This window comes from Curtobacterium sp. 22159 (assembly GCF_052045775.1).
GTDB lineage: Bacteria > Actinomycetota > Actinomycetes > Actinomycetales > Microbacteriaceae > Curtobacterium.
In genome coordinates, this window is the sequence record NZ_JBQEPN010000002.1 from 353,662 (window position 1) to 376,487 (window position 22,826).

The following is a 22,826-nucleotide window of genomic DNA, read 5'->3' on the forward strand; positions in this document are numbered from 1 at the left end:
CCGGGCGACACCTCCGGAGGGGCGTGTCTAGCGGACGCGGACCTGCTTGGACGCCTGCTTGCCGGACTGCACGCCGGTGAACGTGACGGTCGCGTTGCCGGGGACCGCCTGCCACTGCACCGACGCCGTGCCGTCGATGACGTCGACGGTCCCGAGGTCCGTCGACCCCACCGCGACCTCGACCTGGCGGTCGCCGGCGAACCGCGATCCGGTGAGCGTCACACGCTGACCCGGGCGCGGCGCACCCACGGAGAGGTCGATGCGGGCGCCGCGGGACAGCGCCGCCAGGTCCGTGCGCAGCCGCAGGCCGTCACGGATGGTGAAGAACGTGTCCGTCTGGTCGGACAGCCCGACGACGTTCGCCGCACCGGGACCGTACGCCGCGATGCGCACCTGCGTGCCGGTGTGCTGCTGCGAGGAACCCGCACCGGCGGTGCCGTACGAGACCTTCATCGTGGTGCCGTCCGCGGTGCGGAGGGCCGTGGAGAGCGAGGTCGGCGGCGTGCTGTCGACGATCTGGCTCGAGTGGGCGTGGTCGGCGGTCGCGATCACGAGCGTGTTGCCGTCCTTCTTCGCGAAGGCGAGCGCGGCCTGCACGGCCTCGTCGAAGTCGATCGTCTCGCCGATCTGGCCGCACGCGTCGGCAGCGTGGTCCTGCTTGTCGATGCTCGCGCCCTCGACCTGCAGGAAGAAGCCCTTGCCCGACCGGTTCCGGTCGCGGTTGAGCAGGTCGATGGACTTGTTCGTCAGGGACTGCAGCGAGAGCCCGGTCGACAGGCGCGCCGGGTTCGGGGTGCAGGTCACCGGTGCCTGGTCCGCTCCGCCGACGGTCGCGGTGGTCGGCGCGTAGCGGGTCGGGAAGTTGCCCGGCGTGAAGAGGCCGAGCAGCGGCTTCGCCTGGTCCGCCTGACGGACGGCGGCGAGCCCGGCGGCGTCGGACACGACCTGGTACCCGCGCTGCTGAGCCTGCGAGACGAGCGTGTCGCCCTCCCACTGGCCGGCCTTCGCGGTTTGCTGGAAGCTCGCCGAGCCGCCGCCCAGCGTGACGTCCGGGCGGGCGTTCAGCAGCTGCTCGCTGATCGAGCCGAGGCCGCCGTTCTGCAGGGCGTCGGTGCCGCAGGAAGCGGTGTCGGGGCCGTAGCAGGAGCGCGCACCGACGTGGGCGACCTGGACCGCGGGGGTGGCGTCCTGGATCTCGGCCGTGGAGACGTCGCCGGTGCGCAGACCGTTCGCCTTCGCGAGCTCGAGCAGGGTCTGCTGCGGCTTGCCGTCGACGTCGACGGAGATCGCGCCGTCGTAGGTCTTCGTGCCGGTCGACCAGGCGCTGCCGGACGCCGCCGAGTCGGTGACGTAGTCCGGCTTGCCCTTGTCGGCACCGTCCTTGACCACTGAGTACGTCGTGTAGGACCCCGTCAGCGGGAGCGCGTCGAGCCCGGGCAGCCGTCCGGCCGCGCCGTACTGGTAGTTGCGCGCGATGGTGATCTCGGAGTCGCCCATCCCGTCGCCGATGAGCAGGATGACGTTCTTCGCGCCGGCCCGCTCGATCTCCTGCCGGACGGAACGGGTCTGGTCGCCGTGGTGGCGCTGCGCGCCGCCGTGCTGGTCGAGTGCGAGCTGCCCGACGGCCTCGGCCGCGCCGGGCAGCGCGACGGCGCCGGCGACGAGCGCCGCACCGAGGACGAGCGCTGCGCGGTGGCGGCGCTGCGGAGTGTGCTGCATTGCGTTGTTCCCCTCGTCTGTGCCCCGAACGGGTGCCATCCGAGGATGACCTGTGCAGGGGTACAGGCGGGTGAACCACCGGGGGCGGGTCCGTGAACGGGACGTGACCCCACGAACGGCTGGAGGCGCGGTGCCGAGTGGNCCGCGCCTCCAGGACGGGACGGACCGGACGCGTCTACGCGGCGAGGTGCGCCTGCAGGAACCAGCGGTCCTTCGTCAGGCCACGCTCGATCTCGATGACGACGTCCTGGCTGTTGAGGTCGACCTCGTCGAGCCCCTCGACCGCACGGCGGACCTGCGCGAGCGCGGCGTCGATCTCGGCGATGACCTCGGTGATCGTGACGTCGGAGTTCTGGAAGCCCTCCGACAGCGGCGGCACGGTCGTGTTCGCCGCGACGGTGGCGATGCGAGAGTCGACCGGCAGGCCGAGGGCGACGATGCGCTCCGCGGCGAGGTCGGCCCACTCCTGTGCGTGCTCGACGATGGTGTCGAGGAGCTCGTGCACGCCGACGAAGTTGCGGCCCCGGACGTGCCAGTGCGCCTGCTTGCCGTTCACGACGAGCGCCTCGAGGTCGATCACGACGGGCGCGAGGAACTGCGCGACCCCGGCCGCGAGCTCCGGCGTGGTCGAGAACGGCGACGTGGTCGACGTCGTCGTGGTGGTGGTCGTGGTGCTGCTCTGCGTGGTCATGTCGTTTCCTCCTGCCTCGTGGCTACACCGGTCCGCTGCGACTGTCCCGCCGGGCGGAGTGCAACCGATGGGGACAACAGTGGACCCTTCTCTTGCATGCCGCAAGGAAGCGAAGGCTGACCTCACCCACCGTCATGAACGAGCCGTCGCGGATCAGCCGACGAGCGTGTCGAAGCCCGCGTCCGCCAGCTCCAGCTGCACGACGGAGCGTGCGCGTTCCACCCACGGGCTCTCGGCGAGGCCGATCCAGACGGTGGTCCGGGGTTCGCAGTCGGCGACGCACCACTCGGCCGCCCAGGCCGTCACCGCCTCGGCGAGTGCTTCCCCGTGGTCGGCGAACACGAGCGTCGACACCGCCGACGGACGCTCGCTCCGGACCAGCCACGTGACCGTGACGCGCGGGGGTGCCGGCAGCGTCGCGACCTGCTCGGCGAGGGCGACCTCGACGAAGACCTGGCCGTAGGCGTTCGCCGGGAGCTCCTGCAGCATGCGGGTGATCTCCTGCAGGTCGTCCGGACCCCCGGCGACGAGGATGCGTTCGCTGGGCTGCCGCCGGGTCCGTGCCATGCGCTCCACGGTAAGGGAAGCCTTACCTCATCACAAGGACCCTGCGCATCCCGGCAGGTGCGCACAGCCCGTGCACCGGGCATGATCGAGACACACACGACTGTCAGGAGCAGCCATGGCGACCTTCACGAGGGGCTTCGGCGGGCGACGTCACGACCGCGACGACTCCCGCCTGCCGCCCGGACAGACACTGGTGCGGGACTGGCCGGTGCTCTCCGCCGGTGCCACGCCCGAGATCGAGCCGTCCGAGTGGTCGTTCTCGATCCGCACCGAGTCCGGACTGCACGAGTGGAGCTGGGACGAGGTGCAGGCCCTCGGGGTCGAGGACGTCACCGTCGACATCCACTGCGTCACGCACTGGACGAAGCTCGACATGCCGTGGCGCGGCGTCCCCCTCGACCGCCTGTTCGCGGACGTCGAGACCACCCGCGAGTACTGCATGGTGCACAGCTCCGGCGGCTACACGACCAACGTCCCGCTCGACGAACTGCTCGACGGGCAGTCCTGGATCGCGTTCGAGGCCGACGGCGCACCGCTCGAGCCCGAGCACGGCGGTCCCGCCCGGCTCCTCGTGCCGCACCTGTACTTCTGGAAGAGCGCGAAGTGGGTGCGCGGCATCGTCATGCACGACGAGGACGAGCCGGGCTTCTGGGAGAACGCGGGCTACAACATGCACGGGGACCCGTGGAAGGAAGAGCGGTACTGGTGAGCGGTCCGGTCCCGTCCGGTCCCGTCGGACTGGAGGCGCGGATCGCCGCCGCCCCACGTCCGGGCGCACGCAGGCGGCCGGCCTGGCACGACGCCACGGTCGCGTCGGTCGCGCCGGAGACGCCGAATGCGCGCCGCATCGTCCTCGACGTGCCGACGTGGCCCGGCAACGAACCCGGGCAGCACCTGGACCTGCGCCTCACCGCCGAGGACGGGTACCAGGCGTCCCGCTCGTACTCGATCGCGTCCTCGGGCGACGGGACCCGCGTCACGCTGGCGGTCGATCGCGTCGAGGACGGCGAGGTCTCGCCGTTCCTGGTCGACGCGGTCGAGGTCGGCGACGCGCTCGAGGTGCACGGGCCCCTCGGCGGCTGGTTCGTCTGGCGGCCGGACGGCTCGGACCGCCCGGTGCAGTTGATCGCGGGCGGCTCGGGGATCGTGCCGCTCGTCGCCATCGCCGGCGCCCACGCCGACGCCGGGGACGCCGCGCCCTTCCGACTGCTCTACGCGGTCCGGACGCCGGACGACGTCTTCTTCCGGCCCGAGCTCGACCGCGCGGCGTCCGCGGGTGTCGAGGTCACGCACGTGTACAGCCGGCGAGCCCCCGCGGGCGCCACCGTGCCCGCCGGACGACTCACGCGCGTCGCCCTGGCCGCCGCGGTGTTCCCGCCCGAGGTCGGGGCGCTCGTCTACGTGTGCGGATCGACACCCTTCGTCGAGCAGGTGCTGCGGTGGCTCGGTGAGCTCGGACACGACACGACCGACGTGCGTGCCGAGCGGTTCGGGGGTGCGTCGTGATCGTGGACGGGAACGCCCTCGCCGGCGCGCTGGCCGACCTGCTGGGCGCGGACCCGACCACGACGCTGCTCCGGTGTCGGGGCTGCGGGGCGCTCGACGCGCTCGCACGGACCCGGGTGTTCGCGACGGCCATGGGTTCGGTCGCACGCTGCCGGGGCTGCGACACGGTGCTCGTCACGGTCGTCGAGGCCGGCAACCGGCGGTGGGTGGCCCTGCCCGGCGCTCGGACGGTCGCAGCGTCCGGCTGACCGACGACGACCCGGTCCGCCAGCCGCTGTCAAGGGTTCCGGTCGGATCGTGCGGTGCGGTGCGGCGTGTCTGCGGTCACCCGCATGCCAGGCAGCGGGACCAATCCGCGGAGCCCTGCCGCTCCGGACGCTCACTCGGAGGATCACGTGGGCCACCCACCCGCGCCCTCCGAGTGGGCACCGGTGCCCGCGCGCCCGGCTGGCGCGGGGACCCGGAGCCTGCGCACGTCGGCGTCGGCAGCACTGCTGCACGACGAAGGCCCCGGTCGAGGTGACCGGGGCCTTCGGTGTTCCGAGCGGATGACGAGATTCGAACTCGCGACCCTCACCTTGGCAAGGTGATGCGCTACCGCTGCGCCACATCCGCGTAGCAGCCACATTACCAGGCTCGAGGGGTTGGATCGGACCATGAGCTACGTGCACGACAATCCCGGCGGTACCGAGGCCCACGGCGTGGACCTCGTGGACGGCGACGCACCCGCCGTCCGCATCCTCGTGCACGGCGACCTGCCGACCACGATCGAGCACGAGGGACGCACCTGGCTCGCGACGGGCGACGCGCACGACGACGGGGACCCGGACGCTCCCCCGATCGCCGTCTACCGGCCGGTCTGAGCCGGGCGGTCCTGGTCGGCGCCGTCCCAGAGGTCACCGCACTCCACGGCCGTCGCACCGTGGGTACGCAGGTACTCCCCCGCGCCCTGGTCGCCGTCGAGACCGTCGCGGATCGCCGCCCAGTGCCCGCGGCCGATCAGGACGGGGTGGCCCGGGCGGCCGCCGAAGACCGCGCGCCGCAGCGTGTCCGGACGCGAGGGCTCGGGGCCGAGGACCCGTCGCACCGCGGCCGACGGGAGGCCCGGCAGGTCGACGAGCGTGACGAGCGCAGCGTCCGGCGTGTCCTCGTCCAACGTCGTGCCGTCGAGGGCCGCGAGTCCGGCGGCGAGCGACGCCCCGAGGCCGCGGCCCCAGGCCGGAGCCTCGACGACCGACACCGACGGCAGGTCCGGCACGAGCGGACGCGCTTCGTCGGCCGCCGCACCGAGGACCACCACCACGTCCGGACAGCCCCCGTCGAGCAGCGCCGCGACGGCCCGGTCGATCCACGGCCGGCCGTCGCCGTCCCGCACGAGTGCCTTCGGTCGTCCCATGCGCGTCCCGGCGCCGGCGGCGAGCACGACACCGACGACCCGCGTAGGGGTCCGCGGGCCCCGACGGGCACCAGCGGCCACGCCGAGGTCCCTCACCGCGACGGCCCGGTCACACGAACCCGGGCACCGACACCCACGCGCCCGGGGCCTCGGCGACACCGTCCCGCACGACCGTGCCCGAGATGAGCCCGTACGGCCGATCTGCGGCGAAGAAGACCTCGTTCGGGTTCTCGAGCCCGAACGGCGCCAGGTCGACGAGGAAGTGGTGCTTGTTCGGCATCGAGAACCGCACCTCGGCGAGCTCCGGGAACGCCTCGATCGCGGCCTTCCCCATCGCGAACAGCGTCTGCTGCAGCGCCAGGGAGTGCAGGTCGGCGAACGTCGCGAGCATCCGCTCCAGGACGCCCGCGTGGACGGCGTCCCAGTCGATGCCGGCCGCGACGGCCTCGGGCAGGTAGCGCCACCTCGCGGTGACCGAGGTCGCGAGGATCCGGTCGTCGGTCTCGCCGAGGGTCGTGTACCCGTCGCGGGGGAAGCCGTGGAACTCGCTGCCGGTCGACTTGAGGACCGTGAGGTCCGTCACACCGGCGAGCACGTGCACGTCCTCGCCGTCGAACTGCACCACCGCGGTGCGCGTGCCGCTGCCCGACCGGACGAAGGAGTGGTCGTGCTCGACCCCGTCGACCGGGATGCGCGACCAGGCGTGCTGTTCGGCCGAGAGCGTGGCCCCGTCGTACCAGTCGAAGGCCGTCGTGAAGTGGCGCCCGAGTCGCAGCAGGAACTCCTCGGGGCTGTGCACCCCGTGCTCCCGGGCGAACGCGTAGACGGTGTTCTTCTGGGTGTCGGTCGCGACGACCTTGGCGTTGTCGCCCGCGGTGTACGAGTCGGCCAGGGCGGCGCCGCGCAACTGGGTCGTGATCGTCAGGTCCTCGATCTCGTGCCGTGGGGTGTCCCGGGTGATGCGCACGAGGCGCACCTCGGCCTTGCCGTACTGGTTCGCGCCGAGGCGCACGGTGGTGTCGGTCATGGGTGGGGTCAGCTCCCTCGGTAGGTGGAGTAGGCGAAGGGGTTCACCAGCAGGGGCACGTGGTAGTGCTCCGCGGGGTCGGTGGGGACGGTGACGACGACGTCGACGCGCGGGTGGAACGCGGTGACGCCGAGCGACCGCCAGTAGGCGCCGGTGCCGAACGACAGGGTCCAGTCGCCCGGTCCGAGCCGCTCGGGCCCGAGCGCGGCGATCCGCCCATCGGCGTCGGTGGTGCTGCGCGAGACCTCGGTGCCGGACGGGTCCGTCAGGGTCACCTCGACGCCGACCGCCGGCCGTCCGTTCGTGGTGTCGAGGACGTGGGTGGTGAGGTGGCTCACGTCAGGCTCCGTTCCATGCGCAGCAGGGCGATCTCGAGCAGCTGCACCGCGACCTCGGCGCGTTCGGTCGCGTCGTCGTTGCGGAGCCGCCGCTCGAGCTCGGCGAGGATCTCCGGCGCGGTGCGACCCGCGGCGCGGACGAGGAACACCCGGTCGAACCGCCGCTCGTAGGCGGCGTTGCCGTCCCGCAGCGCCCGGGCGGTGGCCTCGTCGGTGCGCGTCGCCGATGCCTGTTCGTGTCGCGAGGCTGCCGAGGACGCGTCGTCGCCGGTGGGTCGTTCCCCGATGCGCGGGTGGTGCGCGAGCGCCGCCTCCACCTCGGCGTCGGTCCACGACGCGGCGAGCCCGGCGGCGTGCGTCCGGAGCTCGTCGACGGAGCCGTACGGGCGGTCGGCGACCACGGCGTCCACCCACCGGGGCACCTGCGCCCAGGTGCTGACGAGTTCGCGGGCGGCGGCCTCGTCGAGCGTGTCGAGTGCTCGGATGTCCATCGTTCCTCCGTTCACGGTGCGGCCAGCTCGTCGAGGGCGTCGTAGGCGTCCGCGACCGCCGCGACGCGCGCCCGTCCGTCGGCGCCGCTCGCTGCGTAGACGTCGTTGGCGACCGCGGCGACGACGGCCATCGGCGCCGCGAGGCTGTCGAACGCGGACGGCGAGTCGACGGGGCAGAGCACGACCGTGGTGGCGGGTGCGGCGAGCACGGCGCCGGTGGGGTCGGTGACGACCACCACGTCCGCCCCCGCCGCCGCACAGTGGCGGACGAGTCGGCCGACCACCGACGCGTGTCGTCGGATCGTGACGACCACGACGACGTCGTCCGGACCGAGGTCGGCGAGCTCCTCGCCGAGGCTCTGCCCGGCCACCGGGGCGAGCCGGACGTCGGGGCGGACCTGGGCGAGCTGCGCGCGGAACTGCAGGGCGACCGGGTGCGCGTTGCGGAGCCCGACCACGGTGACCCGCTGCGCACCGACGATGCGGCGGGCGAGCGCGGACCGGTCGACCCGTGCGAGGGACGCGAACGCCGCCTCCAGGTTGCTCGCCTCGACCGTCCGTTCGTCCACGTCCCCGACGCGCGTCGACGCCCAGGGCAGGCCCGATCCGCGGGCGGCCAGCAGGGTCTCCCGCACCTCACCGGCATCCCGGAACCCCAGCGCGCGGACGAGGCGGCTCACGGTCGCCTTCGACGTGCCGGACTCGGCCGCGACCTCGGCGGAGGTGCGCAGCAGGAGCAGGTCCGGATCGGCACGGACGAGCGCGGCGACCCGTCGCTCCGCCGGGGTCAGGTCGTCCCAGAGCCGGGCGATGCGCGTCCGCAGGTCGGTCGTCACGTCGACGCCCCCTGCCCCGCGGCGACGTCGAGCACGGCAGCGAGGAGCGCGTCGAGGCCGAGCGCCACGTCGTCGGTCGAGACGAACTCGTCGGGATGGTGGCTGATGCCGCCCGGGTTCCGGAGGAAGAGCATCGCGACGTCGGTCACCAGTCCGAGCGACATCGCGTCGTGGCCGGCCCGCGAGAACAGCTCCATCGGCTGCCCCTCGCCGGTCGTGGCGATGCCGGAACGGACCGCGTCCGTCAGGCGGGGCGCGCAGAAGACCGCGGGAGCGCGGTGCACCTCGCTCACGGAGACCCGCAACCCGCGTCGTCCGGCGATGGCGTCGAACGCACTCGTGATCTCGTCCCAGACCCGGTCGCGGCCGTCGTCGAACTCGCCGCGGAGGTCCACCGAGAACCGCGCGTGCCCGGGAACGACGTTCACGGCACCCGGCTCGACGTGCATCGTCCCGACGGTCCCGACGTGCCGCTCGGCGATGCAGATCCGCTCCACCGCGAGCGCCGCCTCGGCGGCGCCGAGCAGCGCGTCGTGGCGCATCTCGTACGGGGTGCCGCCGGCGTGCCGGGCCTCGCCCACGACGTCGACCGTGAACCGACGGGCAGCGGCGATGCTCGTCACGACGCCGAGCGCCTGGTCCGCCCGTTCCAGGTACGGGCCCTGCTCGATGTGCGCCTCCAGGTAGCCGACGAGGGTCGCGGGGTCGACCGCCGCCTCGTGGACCCGGGCGGGGTCGAGGCCGAACGCGGTGAAGGCGTCGCGCAGGGTGACGCCGTCCTCGTCGACCAGCTCCCACCAGGCGTCGTCCCAGACACCCGCCACGGCGGACGACCCCATGAGCGCCTTCCCGAACCGGGTGCCCTCCTCGTCCGAGAACGCGATGACCTCGATGGTGACGGGCAGGTCGTGCACCCGGTCCCCGAGCATCTCCACGATCGCGATGCCCATGAGGACCCCGACGATGCCGTCGTACCGGCCGGCGTCGACCACGGTGTCGAGGTGCGACCCGAGCAGCAGGACCGGTCGGGTGTCGTCGCCGGCGGTGCGGCCGCGCAGGTTGCCCGCGGCGTCCTGCCTGACGCGCAGGCCCGCGTCGGTCATCCACCGGGCTGCGAGGTCGTTCGCGCGCGCGTGCTCGGACGACAGGTACACGCGGCGGATGCCGTCCGGCATCGAGCTGATCCGGGCGAGCTCGTCGCAGCGTCCGGCGATCCGGGTCGCCAGGTCGGTGGCGGCACGGGAGGCGCTGCTCACCGTGGTCCCGCCGCTGCGGTCCCCGGGGCGGTCGCGTCGTGCGCCGCGGCCGCGTAGGTGTCGAGTGCCGCGTCCACACCGGCGCCCTGCGGCACGGACGCGCCGCCGCGTCGCAGGCACTGCTCGAGCGCGGCGAGCGTGGTGACGACGGCGTCCTTCCGCGCGTTGACGCCCATCGTGCCGATCCGCCAGACCCGACCGTGCAGCGGTCCGAACGAGGTGCCGATCTCGATGCCGTGGTCCTCGAGCATCGCGCTGCGGACGGCGTCTCCGACGACGGTCTCCGGGATCTCGACGGCGACGACGTTGTGCATCTTGTGGGCGACGTCCCCGAACACGCCGAGCCCGAGCGCTCGGACGCCCTCGAGCATCGCGCGCCCGGCGAGCTCGTGTCGGGCGACGACGGCGTCGGTGCCCTCCTCGAGCACGACCCGCGCGCACTCGCGGGCGCCGTAGAGCATCGTCGTCGCCTCGGTGTGGTGGTTCAGTCGGCGCGGCCCCCAGTAGTCGAGCACCATGCCGAGGTCGAAGTAGTTCGAGCGGACGGGGTCGTCCTGGACGTCGTCGCCCGGCTCGCGGATCCCGGCCTCGATCGAGTGGCGGGCGCGGACGACGGCGACGGCCCGGTCGGACAGGCTCGTCGGGGAGCTGCCGGAGGGACCGGACAGGCACTTCTGCAGGCCGGCGGTCACCGCGTCGATCCCCCAGGCGTCCATCTCGAACGGGTTGCCGGCGATGCTCGCGGTCGCGTCGGTGTAGAGCAGCACCCCGTGGCGGTCGCACACGGCACCGAGTTCGTCGAGCGGCTGGTTCATCGTGGTCGAGGTGTCGCCCTGCACGATCGCCAGGACCTTCGGCTTCGTCCGCACGATCGCGTCCTCGATGACGGCGACCGGGAACACCTGGCCCCAGTCCGTCTCGATCGTGTGCACCTCGGCCTGGGCACGTCCGGCGATCTCGGTGAGGAGGTGCCCGAACCGGCCGAACACCGGGACGAGCACGCGGTCCCCCGGTGCGAGCAGGGACACGAGTGCCGCCTCGATGCCGGCACGGGAGGTGCCGTCGACCAGGACCGTGGCGTCGTTCCGCGTCGCGAAGACCTGCCGGTAGAGCTCCTGGGTCTCCGTCATCGTCGCTGTCATCCACGGGTCGTACTGGCCGACCAGTGGCGCGGACATCGCGCGGAGCACGCGCGGGTCGGCGTTCACCGGCCCCGGTCCCATCAGGAGTCGGGCGGGCGGGTCGACAGGCTGCATCGGTGTTCCTTCCGTTCCGGTTCCGAGCGTAGGGAACGGTTGTTTCAGCCGCGTGACGACTGCGTTGCGGTCCTCGCGACGTCCAGCAGGGCGAGGTCCGTGCCGGGCGCGCCGATGAAGCAGACCCCGACGGGTGCGCCCTCGACCACGAGCACCGGTGCCGAGACCGCCGGTGCGCCCGCGACGCCGGCCGGCGCGGTCATCCGGAGGGTCGCGCTCCGGGTGCGCTCGACCGCCGCGCCGTCCGCCGTACGCCAGGGCGCGGGCCCCGGCACCGTCGGGAGGCACAGCACGCCCCGGGCGAGCACGGCACGCACCGCGGTCCGGAGCTCCGCGAGCCGCGCCCGTGCGCCCGCCTCGTCGGCGGCGGTGACCCGCGCGGCCGCGTCGAACCGCGCCAGCACGTCGGCGCCGAGGCCGTCGCGGTGGGCGGAGACCCAGTCGCCGTCGTTGCGCCACGCCTCTGCGGCCTGGACCACGCGGACGGTCTCGGCCAGATCGGCGAGGGGCGGGAGCTCGACGGCCGTGACGGCGCGTCCGCTGTCGGCCAGGAACGCCTCGAACGCGGCCCGCGTCGCCGGATCGGCGGCCTCCAGCAAGGAGTCCGCCACGAGGAGCGGTCCCCCACCGAGCGCCGGCGCGCCCGCCGCGCCGGGGTCCGGCAGGCTCGCGGCCGCCGCCGCGCGCAGCGTCGCGACGTCCCTGGCGAGCCAGCCGACGGTGTCGAAGGTCTGCGCGAGCGGGAGGAGGCCGGCCCGGGAGACCGCGTCGTGCGTCGTCCGGAGGCCCCAGAGTCCCTGGTACGACGCGGGGACCCGCACGCTGCCGGCGGTGTCCGTCCCGAGTGCGAGGTCCGCCTGACCGAGCGCGACGGCCGCGGCTGCACCCGAGGTCGACCCGCCGGGCATCCGGTCCGGCGCGGCACCGTTCGGCGGGGTGCCCGTGTGGGCGTTCCGACCGGCGATGCTGTACGCGAACTCGTCGGTGCGGGCGATCCCGAGCACCGAGGCGCCGGCGTCGAGGAGGCGCTGCACGGCGACGGCGTGCTCGGCCGCCACCGGCGCCTCGCGTTCGTACGCGGGGTTGCCGGCGCCGACGACCTGCCCGCGGACGGCGAACAGGTCCTTCACGGCGACCCGCACCCCGGCGAGCGGCACCTCGGGTCCCGTCACCCCGGCGACGAGCGGATCGCCGAGCACCCGCCAGACGGAACGGTCGAACGCGACCGACCGGCCGGTCACGTGCGCGGCGGCGATCCGCCACGCTCCCGATCGCCTCCAGAGCTGGGTCTGCAGTCCGTGTCCGCCCCGGTCGAACCAGGACTCCGCGACGATCAACACGCAGTCGTCCCCGAGCACCCGGAGCTCGGTGCGGCCGATCCGGCGCGCCGCGACCCCGCCGCGCACCGACCGGAAGGCGCTGATCCGGTCGTGCCCGACCAGCAGCCCGGCGGCGTCGCCCCGCATCGTGTCCGGCCCGGGCTCGAACAGCTCGTCGAGCACGGCGACGTCGTCCGCCAGGATCGCCGCCTCGTACCGGTCGAACGCCGTCCGGAGTCCCGCCGGCCACGCCTGCTCAGCCACGCGGCACCGCCCGGAAGTCCGCCTTGCGGACCGTCGCGTGGACGCCGCACACCAGGTCGACCACCTGCGAGACACGGAAGTCGGTGGCGGCGCTGAGGTAGGCGTACGCGATGTGCTCGTCCACGCCCCACCGTGCCCGGACCAGCGCGATGGCCTGTCGCACGCACTTCCGCACGGCCTCGTCGAGGTCCGCGTCGAGGCCGGTCGGCACGAGGTATTCCGTCGTCTCGCCGAGCGGCCCGGCGAGCTCGCCGAACTCCTGCAGCGCCAGGGCCCGGGGCACGACGTCGATCCGGAACGTGGCCCGCAACGAGGCCTCCATCGCGGTGAGCGCGACCTCGCCGTCGCCCTGCGCGAAGTGCGGGTCGCCGACGTACACGCCCGCGCCCGGCACCTGGACCGGCAGGTGCAGGGTGGTACCCACCGTCAGCAGTGCCACGTCGAGGTTCCCGCCGTGCGGCCCCGGCGGCACCGAGTGCGGCCGCTCGTCGTCGTCGACGGTGACGCCGACGATGCCGAGGAACGGCCGGAGCGGGAAGGTGACGAGCCGCGGGCCGCCCTCGCGCACGGGCAGCCGACCGACGAGTTCGCCGTCCTGCTCGGCGACGTCCGCGAACACGCTCACCGGCAGTTCGCCCCGCGGCATCTCGCCCGGGAGCGCACCGCGGCCGTGCCGGTTCGACACCACGCCGTACGGCACACGCGGCAGCGCCTCGAGCAGGGTCATCGACACGAGGTCACCCGGTTCCGCACCGTCCACCGCGATCGGCCAGGTCACGACGTGCGGGCCGTCCGACGACCCACGCGCGGCGTGCGCGGCGACACCGACGGCATCGTCGAGCACGAGCTCGCGGGGCACCCCGCTGCGGCCGAAGAACGCCACCGGGTCGCGTCCCTGGTCGTCGAGGACACCCTCGTGGCTCACCGTGTCGAAGGTCACCGTCGCGCCGGGCTGCACCGTGCGCCGGGGCTCGTCGTGCCGCGCGGGGAGCCGCCCCCAGAGCACCTCGTCCGGCCCCGAGGACACGAGGTGGTCCCCGGCGACCGGTCCGCTGCCCGGTTGCAGGACGCCGTGCGGCAGCACCGTGGCGAGGTCGTCGGCGATGAGGGGGTGGCGGTCAGACACGTCGCAGGAGCCTTCCGTCGGTGGCGGTCACGCCCTCGGCCGCGGTCGCGACCCGGCGTCCGTGCAGCCAGGTCTCGGCGACCCGTCCGCGCAGCCGTGCGCCGTCGTACGCCGAGATCGGGTTCCGGTGCTCGAGCGCGTCCGCGTGCACCGTCCCGACCGCGTCCGGGTCGAAGACCACCAGGTGCGCGACCGCCCCCGGTGCGATGACGCCGCGGTCGTCGAGACCGACGAGGGCGGCGGGCCCGGTGCTGAACAGCGGCAGCAGCCGCTCCAGGGCGATCCCCCGGCGCGCCGCCTCCGTCCAGACCGCACGGAAGCCCACCTGCAGTCCGGCGATGCCGCCCCAGGCCAGGCCGAAGTCCCCACCGGTGCCGCGCTTGAGGTCGACCGTCGAGGGCGAGTGGTCGGTGACGACCAGGTCGATCGTCCCGTCGAGCAACCCGTCCCAGAGCGCGTCCTGGTTGCCGGCGTCGCGGATCGGCGGGCAGCACTTGTACTCGGTCGCGCCGTCCGGCACGTGCTCGGCGTCGAGCGTCAGGTAGTGCGGACAGGTCTCGACCGTGACCGGCAGTCCCTCCGCCTTCGCCGCACGCAGCATCGGCAAGGCGCCCGCGTCGGACAGGTGCAGCACGTGCGCACGCGCCCCGGTCGCCCGGACACCGTCGATCACCCGCGCGATCGCGTCCTCCTCGGCGACGGGCGGCCGCGACTCCAGGAACGCGCGGTAGCCGGTGCCGAGCGGACCGCCGGCCCCCAGCCGGTCCGGGTCCTCGGCGTGGACGATGAGCAGCCCGCCGATCGCCGCCACCTCCGCCAGGGCCCGCCGCAGCTGGACCGGGTCGAGGTGCCCGAACTCGTCCACGCCGGACGGCGCCGTGAAGCACTTGAACCCGAACACGCCCTCGTCCCAGAGCGGCGCGAGCGCCCCGGCGTTCTCGGGGACCGCACCGCCCCAGAACCCGACGTCGACCGCCGCACGGCCGTCCGCGCTGGCGCGCTTGACCGCGAGGGCATCGACGGTCGTGGTCGGCGGGACCGAGTTCAGCGGCATGTCCACGATCGTCGTGACGCCGCCGAGCGCGGCGGCCCGAGTCGCGGACGCGAAGCCCTCCCACTCGGTCCGACCCGGCTCGTTCACGTGCACGTGGGTGTCGACCAGACCGGGCAGCAGGACCGCGCCGGCGGGCACCCGGACGACGCTCACGTCGGCGTCGACCTCGGCGTCGACCGGCAGGACGGCGTCGATGCGGTCGCCGCGGACCAGGACGGTGGCCGGCCGGAAGGCGCCGTCGGTCCACACGCGGTCACCACGGAACGCCGTGGAGGCGCGGTGCGCGCCCGTCGGGGCGGTTCGGGATCCGTTCATGTCGGGAGGATCGCACAGCCGTGTTTCGGGGATGCGTCAGCCGTTCGCGGACCGTAACGGGCCGGAAACACCCGGGTCCTACCGTTGGCCCATCGAGGCACGGTCCGGGACGGGAGGTCGCCATGCACGCCAGCTGCTCGAGCCGACCGGTCACCGGGTGGAACCGGGGCATGATCGCGCACGGACGACGGCCGGTGTCCGCACCCGCCCCTGCCCGCACCGCCCAGATCGGACCCCTCGCCCATGGACCTCGTCACCGTCCGCACCGTCCGGACGCCGTCGCACCGCGACGGACTCACCTTCTCGCCCGGTGAACGCCCCCTCGGCGGCGGCACCTGGCTCTTCTCCGAGGAGCAACCGGAGACCACCGGTCTCGTCGACCTGACGACCCTCGGCTGGCCCGACGTCGAGCGTCGTCCCGGCACCCTCACGATCGCTGCCACGTGCACGATCGCGACGCTCACCCGACTCGACCCCGACCCCGACTGGGCGGCGTGGCCGCTGGTGTCGACGTGCGCCAACGCGCTCCTCGCGTCGTTCAAGGTGTGGAACGTCGCCACCGTCGGCGGGAACGTCGGCGTCGCGCTGCCGGCCGGTGCACTGATCGCCCTGCTCGTCACACTCGACGCCGTGGCGGTGGTGTGGACGCCGGACGGTGGGGAACGGCGCGTCCCGGTCGAGCGGCTCGTGCTCGGCGTCCGGTCGCTCGACCTCGCCGACGGCGAGGTGATCCGCGCCTTCGAGGTCCCGACGACCGCCCTCCGCGCACGCACCGGCTCCCGCCGCACGGCGCTCAGCCCGCACGGCCGCTCCGGGGTCCTCGTCACCGCACGCTGGGACGCCGACGGGTTCGTGCTCGTCGTGACCGCGGCGACACCCCGGCCACTCGTGCTCCGCCACGACCGGGTGCCCGACGCCGCCGTGGTCGACGCGGCGCTCGCCGCGCACGACGACTGGTACGACGACCCGCACGGCTCCCCCGACTGGCGACGGGCCGTCGCCAGGGAGCACGCCGCGCAGCTCTGCGCCGAGGCCGGAGGTGCGGCATGAGGTTCGAGGTGGACGGCGCCCCGGTCGACGCGACACCGCAACCCGGGCAGGTCCTCCGCACGCTCCTCCGGGAACAGGGCGTCACCGCCGTCAAGAAGGGCTGCGACTCCGGCGACTGCGGCGCCTGCTCGGTGCTCGTCGACGGCGACCCCGTGCACTCGTGCATCTACCCCGCGCACCGCATCGACGGCCGCACCGTGACCACCGCGGCGGGACTCGGCACCCCCGAGCAGCCCCACCCGGTCCAGCGGGCGTTCGCCGAGGCCGCCGCGTTCCAGTGCGGGTTCTGCACCGCCGGCATGGTGGTGACGGCATCGACCTTCACGGCCGAGGACGTCGCCGACCACCACCGGCCACTCAAGGGGAACCTCTGCCGGTGCACCGGGTACCGGGCGATCGAGGACGCCCTGGCCGGGGTCGTCAACACGACCTGCGCCGCCCCGGGGGACGCCGTCGGGACATCGGTCCGCGCTCCGGCCGCCATGCGGATCGTGACCGGGCGCGAGGAGTACACGCTCGACGTGCCGTCCTCCGGGGACGTCCGCGCCACCGAGACGCTCCTGCACCTCGCCGTCCTGGGCAGCCCGCACGCCCACGCCCGGATCGTCCGGATCGACACCGCCGCGGCCGAGGCCCTGCCGGGCGTCCACGCCGTCCTGACCTGGCGCGACGACCCCGGCGTGCTCTTCTCGACGGGTCGGCACGAGTCACGGCTCGACGACCCCGACGACACGCGGGTGCTCGACCGCGTCCTGCGATTCCGCGGGCAGCGGGTCGCCGCGGTCGTCGCCGACAGTGTGCGCACCGCCGAACGCGCGTGCGCGCTCCTCGACGTCGAGTACGAGGTGCTGCCGAGCGTCCACGACGTCGACGCGGCACGACGCCCGGGCGCACCCCTGCTGCACGGCGACAAGACCACCGCCGAGCACCGGATCGCCGAGCCCGGCCGCAACGTCGTCGCCGCACTGCACGGCGAGACCGGCGACGTCGAGGGCGCCCTCGCCGCCGCAGCCGCCACCGTCGAGGGCGTGTGGACCACGAGTCGCGTCTCGCACGCCGCGCTCGAGACCCACGCGACCCGCGGCCGCATCGACGAGGACGGTCGGCTCGTCCTGCGCACGGCCACGCAGGTGCCGTTCCTGGTCCGCGACGAGATCGCCCACGTGTTCGGCCTCGACCCCGAGCGGGTGCGGGTGGTCGCGAAGCGCGTCGGCGGCGGCTTCGGGGGCAAGCAGGAGCTGCTCACCGAGGACCTCGTCACGCTCGCCGTGCTCCGGACCGGCCGGAGCGTGCAGTACGAGTTCAGCCGGCGCGACGAGTTCACCATCGCTCCCGCACGGCACCCGATGCGCGTCCGCGTCCGACTCGGTGCGACCGCGGACGGCGTGCTCACGGCGCTGCACGTCGACCAGACGATGGACACGGGCGCCTACGGCAACCACGGCATCGGCGTGATGTACCACTCCGTCAGCGAGTCCGTCGCCGTGTACCGCTGCGCGAACAAGCGCGTGGACGCCGAGTCGGTGTACACGAACAACCTGCCGTCCGGGGCGTTCCGCGGGTACGGCCTCGGCCAGGTGGTCTTCGCCATCGAGTCCGCGATGGACGAGCTCGCCCGGGAGCTCGGCGTCGACCCGCTCACCCTGCGCCGCCGCAACGTCATCGTGCCCGGCGACCCGCTCGTGGTCACCGACCCGGACGAGGAGACCGACCTGCACTTCGACGGCAGCTACGGCCTCGACCAGTGCCTCGACCTGGTCGAGGAGGCACTCGCGACCGGACCGGACACCGCCGCCCGCGACGCCCTGGTGCCGCGCATGGACGGACCGGTGCTGGACGACTCCGACGACTGGGCCTTCGGCACCGGGACGGCCCTCGCCGCCATCGCGACGGTCCCGCCGCGCGGTCACCACGCCCACGCGTCGGTCGAGCTGACGGCGGACGGGCGCTACCGGATCGGCGTCGGCACCGCGGAGTTCGGCAACGGCACGACCACGGTGCACACGCAGCTCGTCGCCACCGCGCTCGGTACCACACCCGACCGCGTCACCGTGCACCAGTCCGACACGGACGCCGCCGTGCACGACACCGGCGCGTTCGGCTCGGCGGGCGTGGTCGTCGCCGGCAAGGCCCTGTACGCGGCGGCCACGACGCTCCGCGAGCAGGTCGTCGCCCGTGCCCTCACCCTCGTCGCCGACCGGACGCCCCGGACCGACTCCGGCGTGCTCGGCCCGGCGGTCGAGCTCGGACCCGACGGCGTGCACGTCGGCGGGGTCCTCGTCACGGCCGCCGAACTCCTCGCCGAGGGGCCGCTCGTCGCGCACGGCCAGCACGACGGCACCCCGCGCTCGGTCGCGTTCACGGTGCACGGCGTCCGCGTCGCCGTGCACCGGCCCACCGGCGAGGTCCGCGTGCTGCAGAGCGTCCAGGCCGTCGACGCCGGCACGGTCATGAACCCGGAACAGCTGCGCGGCCAGGTCGAGGGCGGGGCCGCCCAGGCCATCGGGTCGTCACTGTACGAGGAGGTCGTGGTCGACGACACCGGCCGGGTCACCACCGACAGCTTCCGCGCCTACCGCGTCCCGAAGATCTCCGACGTGCCCCGGACCGACGTGCTGTTCGCCCGGACCCACGACCCGCTCGGCCCCCTCGGGGCGAAGTCGATGAGCGAGGCGCCGTACAACCCTGTCGCACCCGCCGTGGCGAACGCCGTCCGGGACGCCATCGGCGTGCGGCCGTACCGCCTGCCGATGACCCGGGACCGGGTCTGGGCGCTCGTCCAGGACGGGGACCGCTGATGTTCGAGCTCGCGGACCGGCTGCTCGCCGTGCTGGACACCGGTGCTCCCGTCGTCGTGGCGACCGCGGTGGACGTGGAGGGCAGCGCCCCGAACGGCACCGGGACGTCGATGGCGGTGCTGCCCGGCGGTCAGGTCGTCGGGACGATCTCCGGCGGGTGCGTCGAGGGCGCGCTGTTCACCGTCGCCGAGGACGTGCTCGCGACCGGCACCGCCGTCCTCGAGCGCTTCGGGTTCGACGCGTCGCCGGACGACCCCGACGCCGTGTGGGCGCCCGCGCTGCGGTGCGGTGGCCGCGTCGAGGTCCTCGTGCACCGCGTCGGCCCGAACGACACCGCCGTGGTCGACGCGCTCCGACGTGCGGCCGCGGGCACGCCGACCTCGCTCGGGTTGTCGCTCGCGCCGGACACGCTCGGGCAGGTCGTCGTGCGGCCCGACGGCTGTGCGGGCCGGGTCTACACCGAGCACGCCGGTGGGCGCGCCCGCTGCCTCGTCGTCGGGGCGGTCGAGTTCGCCGTCGCCGTGACGAACGCCGCGGCCGTGCTCGGCTACGCCGTCTCCGTGTACGACCCGCGCCCGGTCTTCCTCACCCCCGAGCGGTTCCCGGCGGCGCACGACCTCGTGCTCGGCTGGCCGCCCCGCACCCTCGCGGACACCGTGATCGACCCGAGCACGGTCGTCGTCGTGCTCTCCCACGACGACCGCTTCGACGCGGAGGTCATCGACCTGGCCCTCCGACGGGGCGCCGGGTACGTCGGCGCGATGGGGTCCCGCGCGACCCACGCACGCCGGCTCGACGCCCTGGGTGCGCTCGGGACACCGGACGTCGAGCGTCTGCGGTCCCCGATCGGGCTCGACATCGGCGCGACGACCCCCGCCGAGATCGCGGTGTCGGTGATGGCGGAGGTGATCGCCGTCCGGTCGGGCGCGACCGGCCGCCCCCTGGCACGGACGGAGGGCCCGCTCCACCGCCGCCCGCTCGCGGTCGGCTGACGCGCCTCCAGGCCGCTGCGACGTCGACGGTCAGACGGCCGGGGTGCGGGCGAGCCGTCCACGGAGCCGGGCCGCCAGCTCGCGCTCGTCCACGCCGACGAGCGCACCGTCGCGCACCACGACCCGGCCGCCGACGACGACGTGCCGCGGACGGCGACCCGGCGAGGCCCAGAGGAGTCCGGCGACCGGGTCGTCGACGCCCGCGTCCGCGACCCCGGAGACGTCCCACACGCAGAGGTCCCCGGCGGTGCCGTCACCGAGGTGCCCCAGCTCGGGGCGACCGAGGCCGGTCGCAGAGCCCTCCGTCGCCGCGCCGAGCACCTGGCGGGCGGGCAGCTGCGGACCGACCAGCGCCGAGACCTGCATCGCCAGCCGCGCGTCGGCGAGCAGGTGACCGGCGTCGTTGCTGCCGCCCCCGCTCGTCCCGAGACCGACGGCCACGCCGGCGTCGAGGAGCCTGGCCACGGGCGCGATCCCCCAGCCCATCGGGACGTCGCACCCCGGCGCGTGCGTCGCGGTGACGCCGGCGGCCGCGAGCCGTGCGATCTCGTCGTCGGTGACGTCGCAGAGGTGCGCGAGGGTGACGTCGGGAGCGAGCCAGCCCCACTCCTCGAGCAGGTCGACCGGCCGACGACCGTAGCGCTCGAGGGCGATGGCCGTGTCGACCTGCTCGTTCGCCTGCGTGCGACGACGGAGGCCGTACCGTGCCGCGACGTCGCCGAGGACCCGGAACGTCGCCTCCGGGTCGGAGTGCACCCCGGCCGGACCGACCGCGACCTGCAGCCGGCCGTCCGGGCTGACCCCGCCCGGCGCCCCCGGACCGAGCAGTCCGCGCACGATCGCCTCGGCCGACTCCCCCGCGCGGTCCGCGTCGTCACGAGCCGAGCCGCGGACGAACACGAGCCGTCCACCGAGCCCGCGGACGGCATCGGCGGTGGCGGCAGCGAGGCCGACGGTGTCGTCGGCGGACGCGTCTGCGGGCCAGTTGAGGTGGTGGTCGGCGATCGTGGTGACCCCGGACAGCAGCCCCTCGGCCGCCCCGACCGCGGCCGCGAGCCCGTACAGCTCCGGGTCGTGCCCGACACGGCCGTACGCCGCGGCCATGGTCGGCAGCCAGTCCGCCATGCGCACGCCGCGGGTCCCGGGGAGCGTGCGGAACGCGGTCTGCAGGAGGTGGTGGTGCGCGTTGACGAGCCCCGCGGTGACCACGGCGCCGGAGGCGTCGAGGACGCTGTGCTCGGGACGGCCGTCGTCGAGCACGACGTCGCCGTCGCGTTCGGTCCGGGGATCGACGAGGACACGGACGGCGCCGGAGACGGTGAGCATGACGACGTTCTAGCAGCGGCGCGTTTCGGGCACGTGTCGGCCGGACACCTGGCCGAAACACCCGCGTGACACGGCGCTCCTAGGGTCGCGGCATGACCCTCACCCTGATCCGCGGCGGCTGGGTGCTCACCGCCGCCCCCGCCAGTGCCGCGACCCCCGCGGCGATCCGAGACGGCGCGGTGCTCCTCGACGGCGCCCGCGTCGCCGCGGTCGGTCCGTACGCCGAGCTCGCGGCCGCCCACCCCGACGCCGTGGTCCGCGGCGGAGCGAACGACGTGGTGACGCCCGGGTTCGTGAACACGCACGGACACTTCAGCGAGGGGCTCATCACCGGCATCGGCTCGCAGTACACCCTGTGGGAGTGGCTGCAGGAGCTCATCTCGCGGGTCAACCCGGTGATGACCCGGGACAAGGCGTACGCGGGCACGCTGCTGCAGGGCATCCAGATGCTCCGCAGCGGGGTGACCACGGCCAACGACATGTTCTGCTCGGACCCGATCCCCGGCGAGCCGGCGACGCCCGGGGTCGTGCAGGCGCTCGAGGAACTCGGCCTCCGTGGCGTCGTCTCGTTCGGGTCGGGGGACGTGGACCGCGGCTTCGGTCCCGCGCCGATCCTCGAGGAGTTCCACGCCCTGCGCGAAGCCGCCGACGCCAGCCGGTACAGCACGTTCCGCGTCGGCATGTCCTCGATCGGGCGGTACACCGACGACGCCTGGGAGCAGCACATCGGCTACGCCGTGGACGGCGGGCACGGCATCCACATCCACATCCAGGAGGTCCGGGAGGAGGTCACGGCCGCACGCCAGCGCACCGGGAAGACCGTCGTCGGGCACGCCGAGGCCTCCGGCATGTTCGCCGTCCCGGTCATCGCCGCACACAGCGTCTGGGTGGACCGCGACGACCGGGAGCGCTACGCGGCGAACGGCGTCGGCGTCGCCCACAACCCCGTCGCGAACGGCATCCTCGCCAGCGGCATCGCACCCGTCGCAGAGATGCGGGCGCTCGGGATCCCGGTCGGCATCGGGGTCGACGGGCCCGCGTCGAACGACTCGCAGGACTTCCTGCAGGCGGTGAAGACCGCGGCCCTCCTCGCCCGCGTGCGGGACCTGCAGGCCACCGCGATGAGCGCTCGGGAGGCGTTCGAGATGGCGACGATCGGCGGCGCGCGGGCGCTCCGGATGGACGACGAGATCGGGTCGCTCGAACCCGGCAAGCGTGCCGACCTGGTCGTGTTCGACGGCGAGAGCCCGACGCTCGCGAACGTGCACGACCCGTACCAGGCGGTCGTGTTCGTCGCGGGTAGCCGGGAGGTCCGGGACGTGTGGGTCGACGGCGACCTCAGCGTCGAGGACTCCGAGGTGACGAAGGTCGACGTGGTCGAGGCGGTCGAGCGTGCCCGGCCCCTCGCGCGGCAGCTCGTCCGCGAGGCGGGGTTGGAACGGCTGTCGGCGCTCACCGGGGCGTCGCTCGACGGGACCGAACGACCGTGAACGGCACGG

22 protein-coding genes and 1 tRNA gene are annotated in these 22,826 nt (G+C 74.1%); 8 read left to right on the forward strand and 15 right to left on the reverse strand.

The features are described from left to right. Positions 1-27 precede the first annotated feature (27 nt). The 3 genes from phoA to ACTJKO_RS03825 form a co-directional block, all read right to left on the reverse strand. Positions 28-1,719 (reverse strand): alkaline phosphatase, encoded by a 1,692-nt coding sequence (gene phoA / locus ACTJKO_RS03815; RefSeq protein WP_440685823.1) that lies wholly within the window; start codon positions 1,717-1,719, stop codon positions 28-30. A gap of 175 nt (positions 1,720-1,894) precedes the next feature. After that, positions 1,895-2,410: a Dps family protein gene (locus ACTJKO_RS03820; protein ID WP_440685825.1), complete on the reverse strand. Its 516-nt coding sequence runs from the start codon at positions 2,408-2,410 to the stop codon at positions 1,895-1,897. A 153-nt stretch (positions 2,411-2,563) separates the two neighbouring features. After that, positions 2,564-2,977, reverse strand: coding sequence for an SIP domain-containing protein (locus ACTJKO_RS03825; protein ID WP_440685827.1), 414 nt, complete (start codon positions 2,975-2,977; stop codon positions 2,564-2,566). Positions 2,978-3,092: 115 nt separating this feature from the next. Between ACTJKO_RS03825 and ACTJKO_RS03830 the strand changes: the two genes are divergently transcribed. From ACTJKO_RS03830 to ACTJKO_RS03840, 3 genes are read left to right on the forward strand one after another with little or no spacing between them, the layout of a single operon-like run. Continuing rightward, positions 3,093-3,686 (forward strand): molybdopterin-dependent oxidoreductase, encoded by a 594-nt coding sequence (locus ACTJKO_RS03830; protein WP_440685829.1) that lies wholly within the window; start codon positions 3,093-3,095, stop codon positions 3,684-3,686. Continuing rightward, positions 3,683-4,483 carry an FAD-binding oxidoreductase gene (locus ACTJKO_RS03835; protein WP_440685831.1) on the forward strand — a complete coding sequence of 267 codons (801 nt, stop codon included), beginning with the start codon at positions 3,683-3,685 and terminating at the stop codon, positions 4,481-4,483. The genes ACTJKO_RS03830 and ACTJKO_RS03835 overlap by 4 nt, the downstream gene beginning before the upstream one ends. Next, positions 4,480-4,731 carry a DUF6510 family protein gene (locus ACTJKO_RS03840; protein WP_440685833.1) on the forward strand — a complete coding sequence of 84 codons (252 nt, stop codon included), beginning with the start codon at positions 4,480-4,482 and terminating at the stop codon, positions 4,729-4,731. Before ACTJKO_RS03835 ends, ACTJKO_RS03840 begins: the two co-directional genes overlap by 4 nt. A gap of 295 nt (positions 4,732-5,026) precedes the next feature. On the opposite strand, the gene ACTJKO_RS03845 is transcribed toward ACTJKO_RS03840, so the two are convergent. Beyond that, a tRNA-Gly gene (locus ACTJKO_RS03845) sits at positions 5,027-5,098 on the reverse strand. Positions 5,099-5,139: 41 nt separating this feature from the next. Between ACTJKO_RS03845 and ACTJKO_RS03850 the strand changes: the two genes are divergently transcribed. Further along, positions 5,140-5,346: a hypothetical protein gene (locus ACTJKO_RS03850; RefSeq protein WP_440685835.1), complete on the forward strand. Its 207-nt coding sequence runs from the start codon at positions 5,140-5,142 to the stop codon at positions 5,344-5,346. Here the strand turns inward: ACTJKO_RS03850 and ACTJKO_RS03855 are convergent. From ACTJKO_RS03855 to allB, 10 genes are read right to left on the reverse strand one after another with little or no spacing between them, the layout of a single operon-like run. Continuing rightward, positions 5,331-5,975, reverse strand: a complete 645-nt coding sequence (locus ACTJKO_RS03855; protein WP_440685837.1) for a nucleotidyltransferase family protein — start codon at positions 5,973-5,975, stop codon at positions 5,331-5,333. The genes ACTJKO_RS03850 and ACTJKO_RS03855 overlap by 16 nt on opposite strands. 13 nt (positions 5,976-5,988) lie before the next feature. Further along, positions 5,989-6,906 carry a factor-independent urate hydroxylase gene (gene pucL / locus ACTJKO_RS03860; protein WP_440685839.1) on the reverse strand — a complete coding sequence of 306 codons (918 nt, stop codon included), beginning with the start codon at positions 6,904-6,906 and terminating at the stop codon, positions 5,989-5,991. An 8-nt stretch (positions 6,907-6,914) separates the two neighbouring features. Next, positions 6,915-7,244 (reverse strand): hydroxyisourate hydrolase, encoded by a 330-nt coding sequence (uraH, locus tag ACTJKO_RS03865; RefSeq protein WP_440685841.1) that lies wholly within the window; start codon positions 7,242-7,244, stop codon positions 6,915-6,917. Further along, the gene (uraD, locus tag ACTJKO_RS03870; RefSeq protein WP_440685843.1) at positions 7,241-7,735 is read right to left on the reverse strand and encodes a 2-oxo-4-hydroxy-4-carboxy-5-ureidoimidazoline decarboxylase; all 495 of its coding nucleotides are present in this window, start codon (positions 7,733-7,735) and stop codon (positions 7,241-7,243) included. The genes uraH and uraD overlap by 4 nt, the downstream gene beginning before the upstream one ends. Before the next feature lie 11 nt (positions 7,736-7,746). Next, on the reverse strand, positions 7,747-8,571 hold the full coding sequence (locus ACTJKO_RS03875; RefSeq protein ID WP_440685845.1) for a MurR/RpiR family transcriptional regulator: 825 nt from the start codon (positions 8,569-8,571) through the stop codon (positions 7,747-7,749). Then, positions 8,568-9,827, reverse strand: a complete 1,260-nt coding sequence (locus tag ACTJKO_RS03880; RefSeq protein ID WP_440685847.1) for an allantoate amidohydrolase — start codon at positions 9,825-9,827, stop codon at positions 8,568-8,570. Before ACTJKO_RS03880 ends, ACTJKO_RS03875 begins: the two co-directional genes overlap by 4 nt. Further along, entirely contained in the window at positions 9,824-11,083 is a 1,260-nt protein-coding gene (locus ACTJKO_RS03885; RefSeq protein ID WP_440685849.1) for a pyridoxal-phosphate-dependent aminotransferase family protein, read from the reverse strand. The genes ACTJKO_RS03880 and ACTJKO_RS03885 overlap by 4 nt, the downstream gene beginning before the upstream one ends. A 44-nt stretch (positions 11,084-11,127) precedes the next feature. Further along, positions 11,128-12,666 carry an AtzH-like domain-containing protein gene (locus ACTJKO_RS03890; protein WP_440685851.1) on the reverse strand — a complete coding sequence of 513 codons (1,539 nt, stop codon included), beginning with the start codon at positions 12,664-12,666 and terminating at the stop codon, positions 11,128-11,130. After that, on the reverse strand, positions 12,659-13,792 hold the full coding sequence (locus ACTJKO_RS03895) for an acetamidase/formamidase family protein (protein ID WP_440685853.1): 1,134 nt from the start codon (positions 13,790-13,792) through the stop codon (positions 12,659-12,661). The genes ACTJKO_RS03890 and ACTJKO_RS03895 overlap by 8 nt, the downstream gene beginning before the upstream one ends. Beyond that, on the reverse strand, positions 13,785-15,161 hold the full coding sequence (allB, locus tag ACTJKO_RS03900; protein WP_440685855.1) for an allantoinase AllB: 1,377 nt from the start codon (positions 15,159-15,161) through the stop codon (positions 13,785-13,787). Before allB ends, ACTJKO_RS03895 begins: the two co-directional genes overlap by 8 nt. 243 nt (positions 15,162-15,404) lie before the next feature. Between allB and ACTJKO_RS03905 the strand changes: the two genes are divergently transcribed. From ACTJKO_RS03905 to ACTJKO_RS03915, 3 genes are read left to right on the forward strand one after another with little or no spacing between them, the layout of a single operon-like run. Continuing rightward, a complete protein-coding gene (locus ACTJKO_RS03905) occupies positions 15,405-16,211 on the forward strand; it encodes an FAD binding domain-containing protein (RefSeq protein WP_440685857.1) in 807 nt (268 codons plus the stop codon). After that, positions 16,208-19,009: a molybdopterin-dependent oxidoreductase gene (locus tag ACTJKO_RS03910; RefSeq protein WP_440685859.1), complete on the forward strand. Its 2,802-nt coding sequence runs from the start codon at positions 16,208-16,210 to the stop codon at positions 19,007-19,009. Before ACTJKO_RS03905 ends, ACTJKO_RS03910 begins: the two co-directional genes overlap by 4 nt. Continuing rightward, positions 19,009-20,001: an XdhC family protein gene (locus tag ACTJKO_RS03915; protein WP_440685861.1), complete on the forward strand. Its 993-nt coding sequence runs from the start codon at positions 19,009-19,011 to the stop codon at positions 19,999-20,001. The genes ACTJKO_RS03910 and ACTJKO_RS03915 overlap by 1 nt, the downstream gene beginning before the upstream one ends. 30 nt (positions 20,002-20,031) lie before the next feature. On the opposite strand, the gene ACTJKO_RS03920 is transcribed toward ACTJKO_RS03915, so the two are convergent. Then, on the reverse strand, positions 20,032-21,327 hold the full coding sequence (locus ACTJKO_RS03920; protein ID WP_440685863.1) for an amidohydrolase family protein: 1,296 nt from the start codon (positions 21,325-21,327) through the stop codon (positions 20,032-20,034). 92 nt (positions 21,328-21,419) lie between these two features. Between ACTJKO_RS03920 and ACTJKO_RS03925 the strand changes: the two genes are divergently transcribed. Continuing rightward, positions 21,420-22,817, forward strand: a complete 1,398-nt coding sequence (locus tag ACTJKO_RS03925) for an amidohydrolase family protein (RefSeq protein WP_440685865.1) — start codon at positions 21,420-21,422, stop codon at positions 22,815-22,817. The last annotated feature ends 9 nt before the right edge of the window (positions 22,818-22,826 follow it).

Excerpts from the sequence above, each read along its gene's own strand:
- ACTJKO_RS03915 (WP_440685861.1), top strand. The coding sequence starts at position 19,009 with ATGTTCGAGCTCGCGGACCGGCTGCTCGCCGTGCTGGACACCGGTGCT.
- allB (WP_440685855.1), bottom strand. The coding sequence starts at position 15,161 with ATGAACGGATCCCGAACCGCCCCGACGGGCGCGCACCGCGCCTCCACG.
- phoA (WP_440685823.1), bottom strand. The coding sequence starts at position 1,719 with ATGCAGCACACTCCGCAGCGCCGCCACCGCGCAGCGCTCGTCCTCGGT.
- pucL (WP_440685839.1), bottom strand. The coding sequence starts at position 6,906 with ATGACCGACACCACCGTGCGCCTCGGCGCGAACCAGTACGGCAAGGCC.
- uraD (WP_440685843.1), bottom strand. The coding sequence starts at position 7,735 with ATGGACATCCGAGCACTCGACACGCTCGACGAGGCCGCCGCCCGCGAA.
- ACTJKO_RS03910 (WP_440685859.1), top strand. The coding sequence starts at position 16,208 with ATGAGGTTCGAGGTGGACGGCGCCCCGGTCGACGCGACACCGCAACCC.
- ACTJKO_RS03825 (WP_440685827.1), bottom strand. The coding sequence starts at position 2,977 with ATGGCACGGACCCGGCGGCAGCCCAGCGAACGCATCCTCGTCGCCGGG.
- ACTJKO_RS03920 (WP_440685863.1), bottom strand. The coding sequence starts at position 21,327 with ATGCTCACCGTCTCCGGCGCCGTCCGTGTCCTCGTCGATCCCCGGACC.
- ACTJKO_RS03905 (WP_440685857.1), top strand. The coding sequence starts at position 15,405 with ATGGACCTCGTCACCGTCCGCACCGTCCGGACGCCGTCGCACCGCGAC.
- ACTJKO_RS03925 (WP_440685865.1), top strand. The coding sequence starts at position 21,420 with ATGACCCTCACCCTGATCCGCGGCGGCTGGGTGCTCACCGCCGCCCCC.
- ACTJKO_RS03885 (WP_440685849.1), bottom strand. The coding sequence starts at position 11,083 with ATGCAGCCTGTCGACCCGCCCGCCCGACTCCTGATGGGACCGGGGCCG.
- ACTJKO_RS03820 (WP_440685825.1), bottom strand. The coding sequence starts at position 2,410 with ATGACCACGCAGAGCAGCACCACGACCACCACCACGACGACGTCGACC.
- ACTJKO_RS03850 (WP_440685835.1), top strand. The coding sequence starts at position 5,140 with ATGAGCTACGTGCACGACAATCCCGGCGGTACCGAGGCCCACGGCGTG.
- ACTJKO_RS03830 (WP_440685829.1), top strand. The coding sequence starts at position 3,093 with ATGGCGACCTTCACGAGGGGCTTCGGCGGGCGACGTCACGACCGCGAC.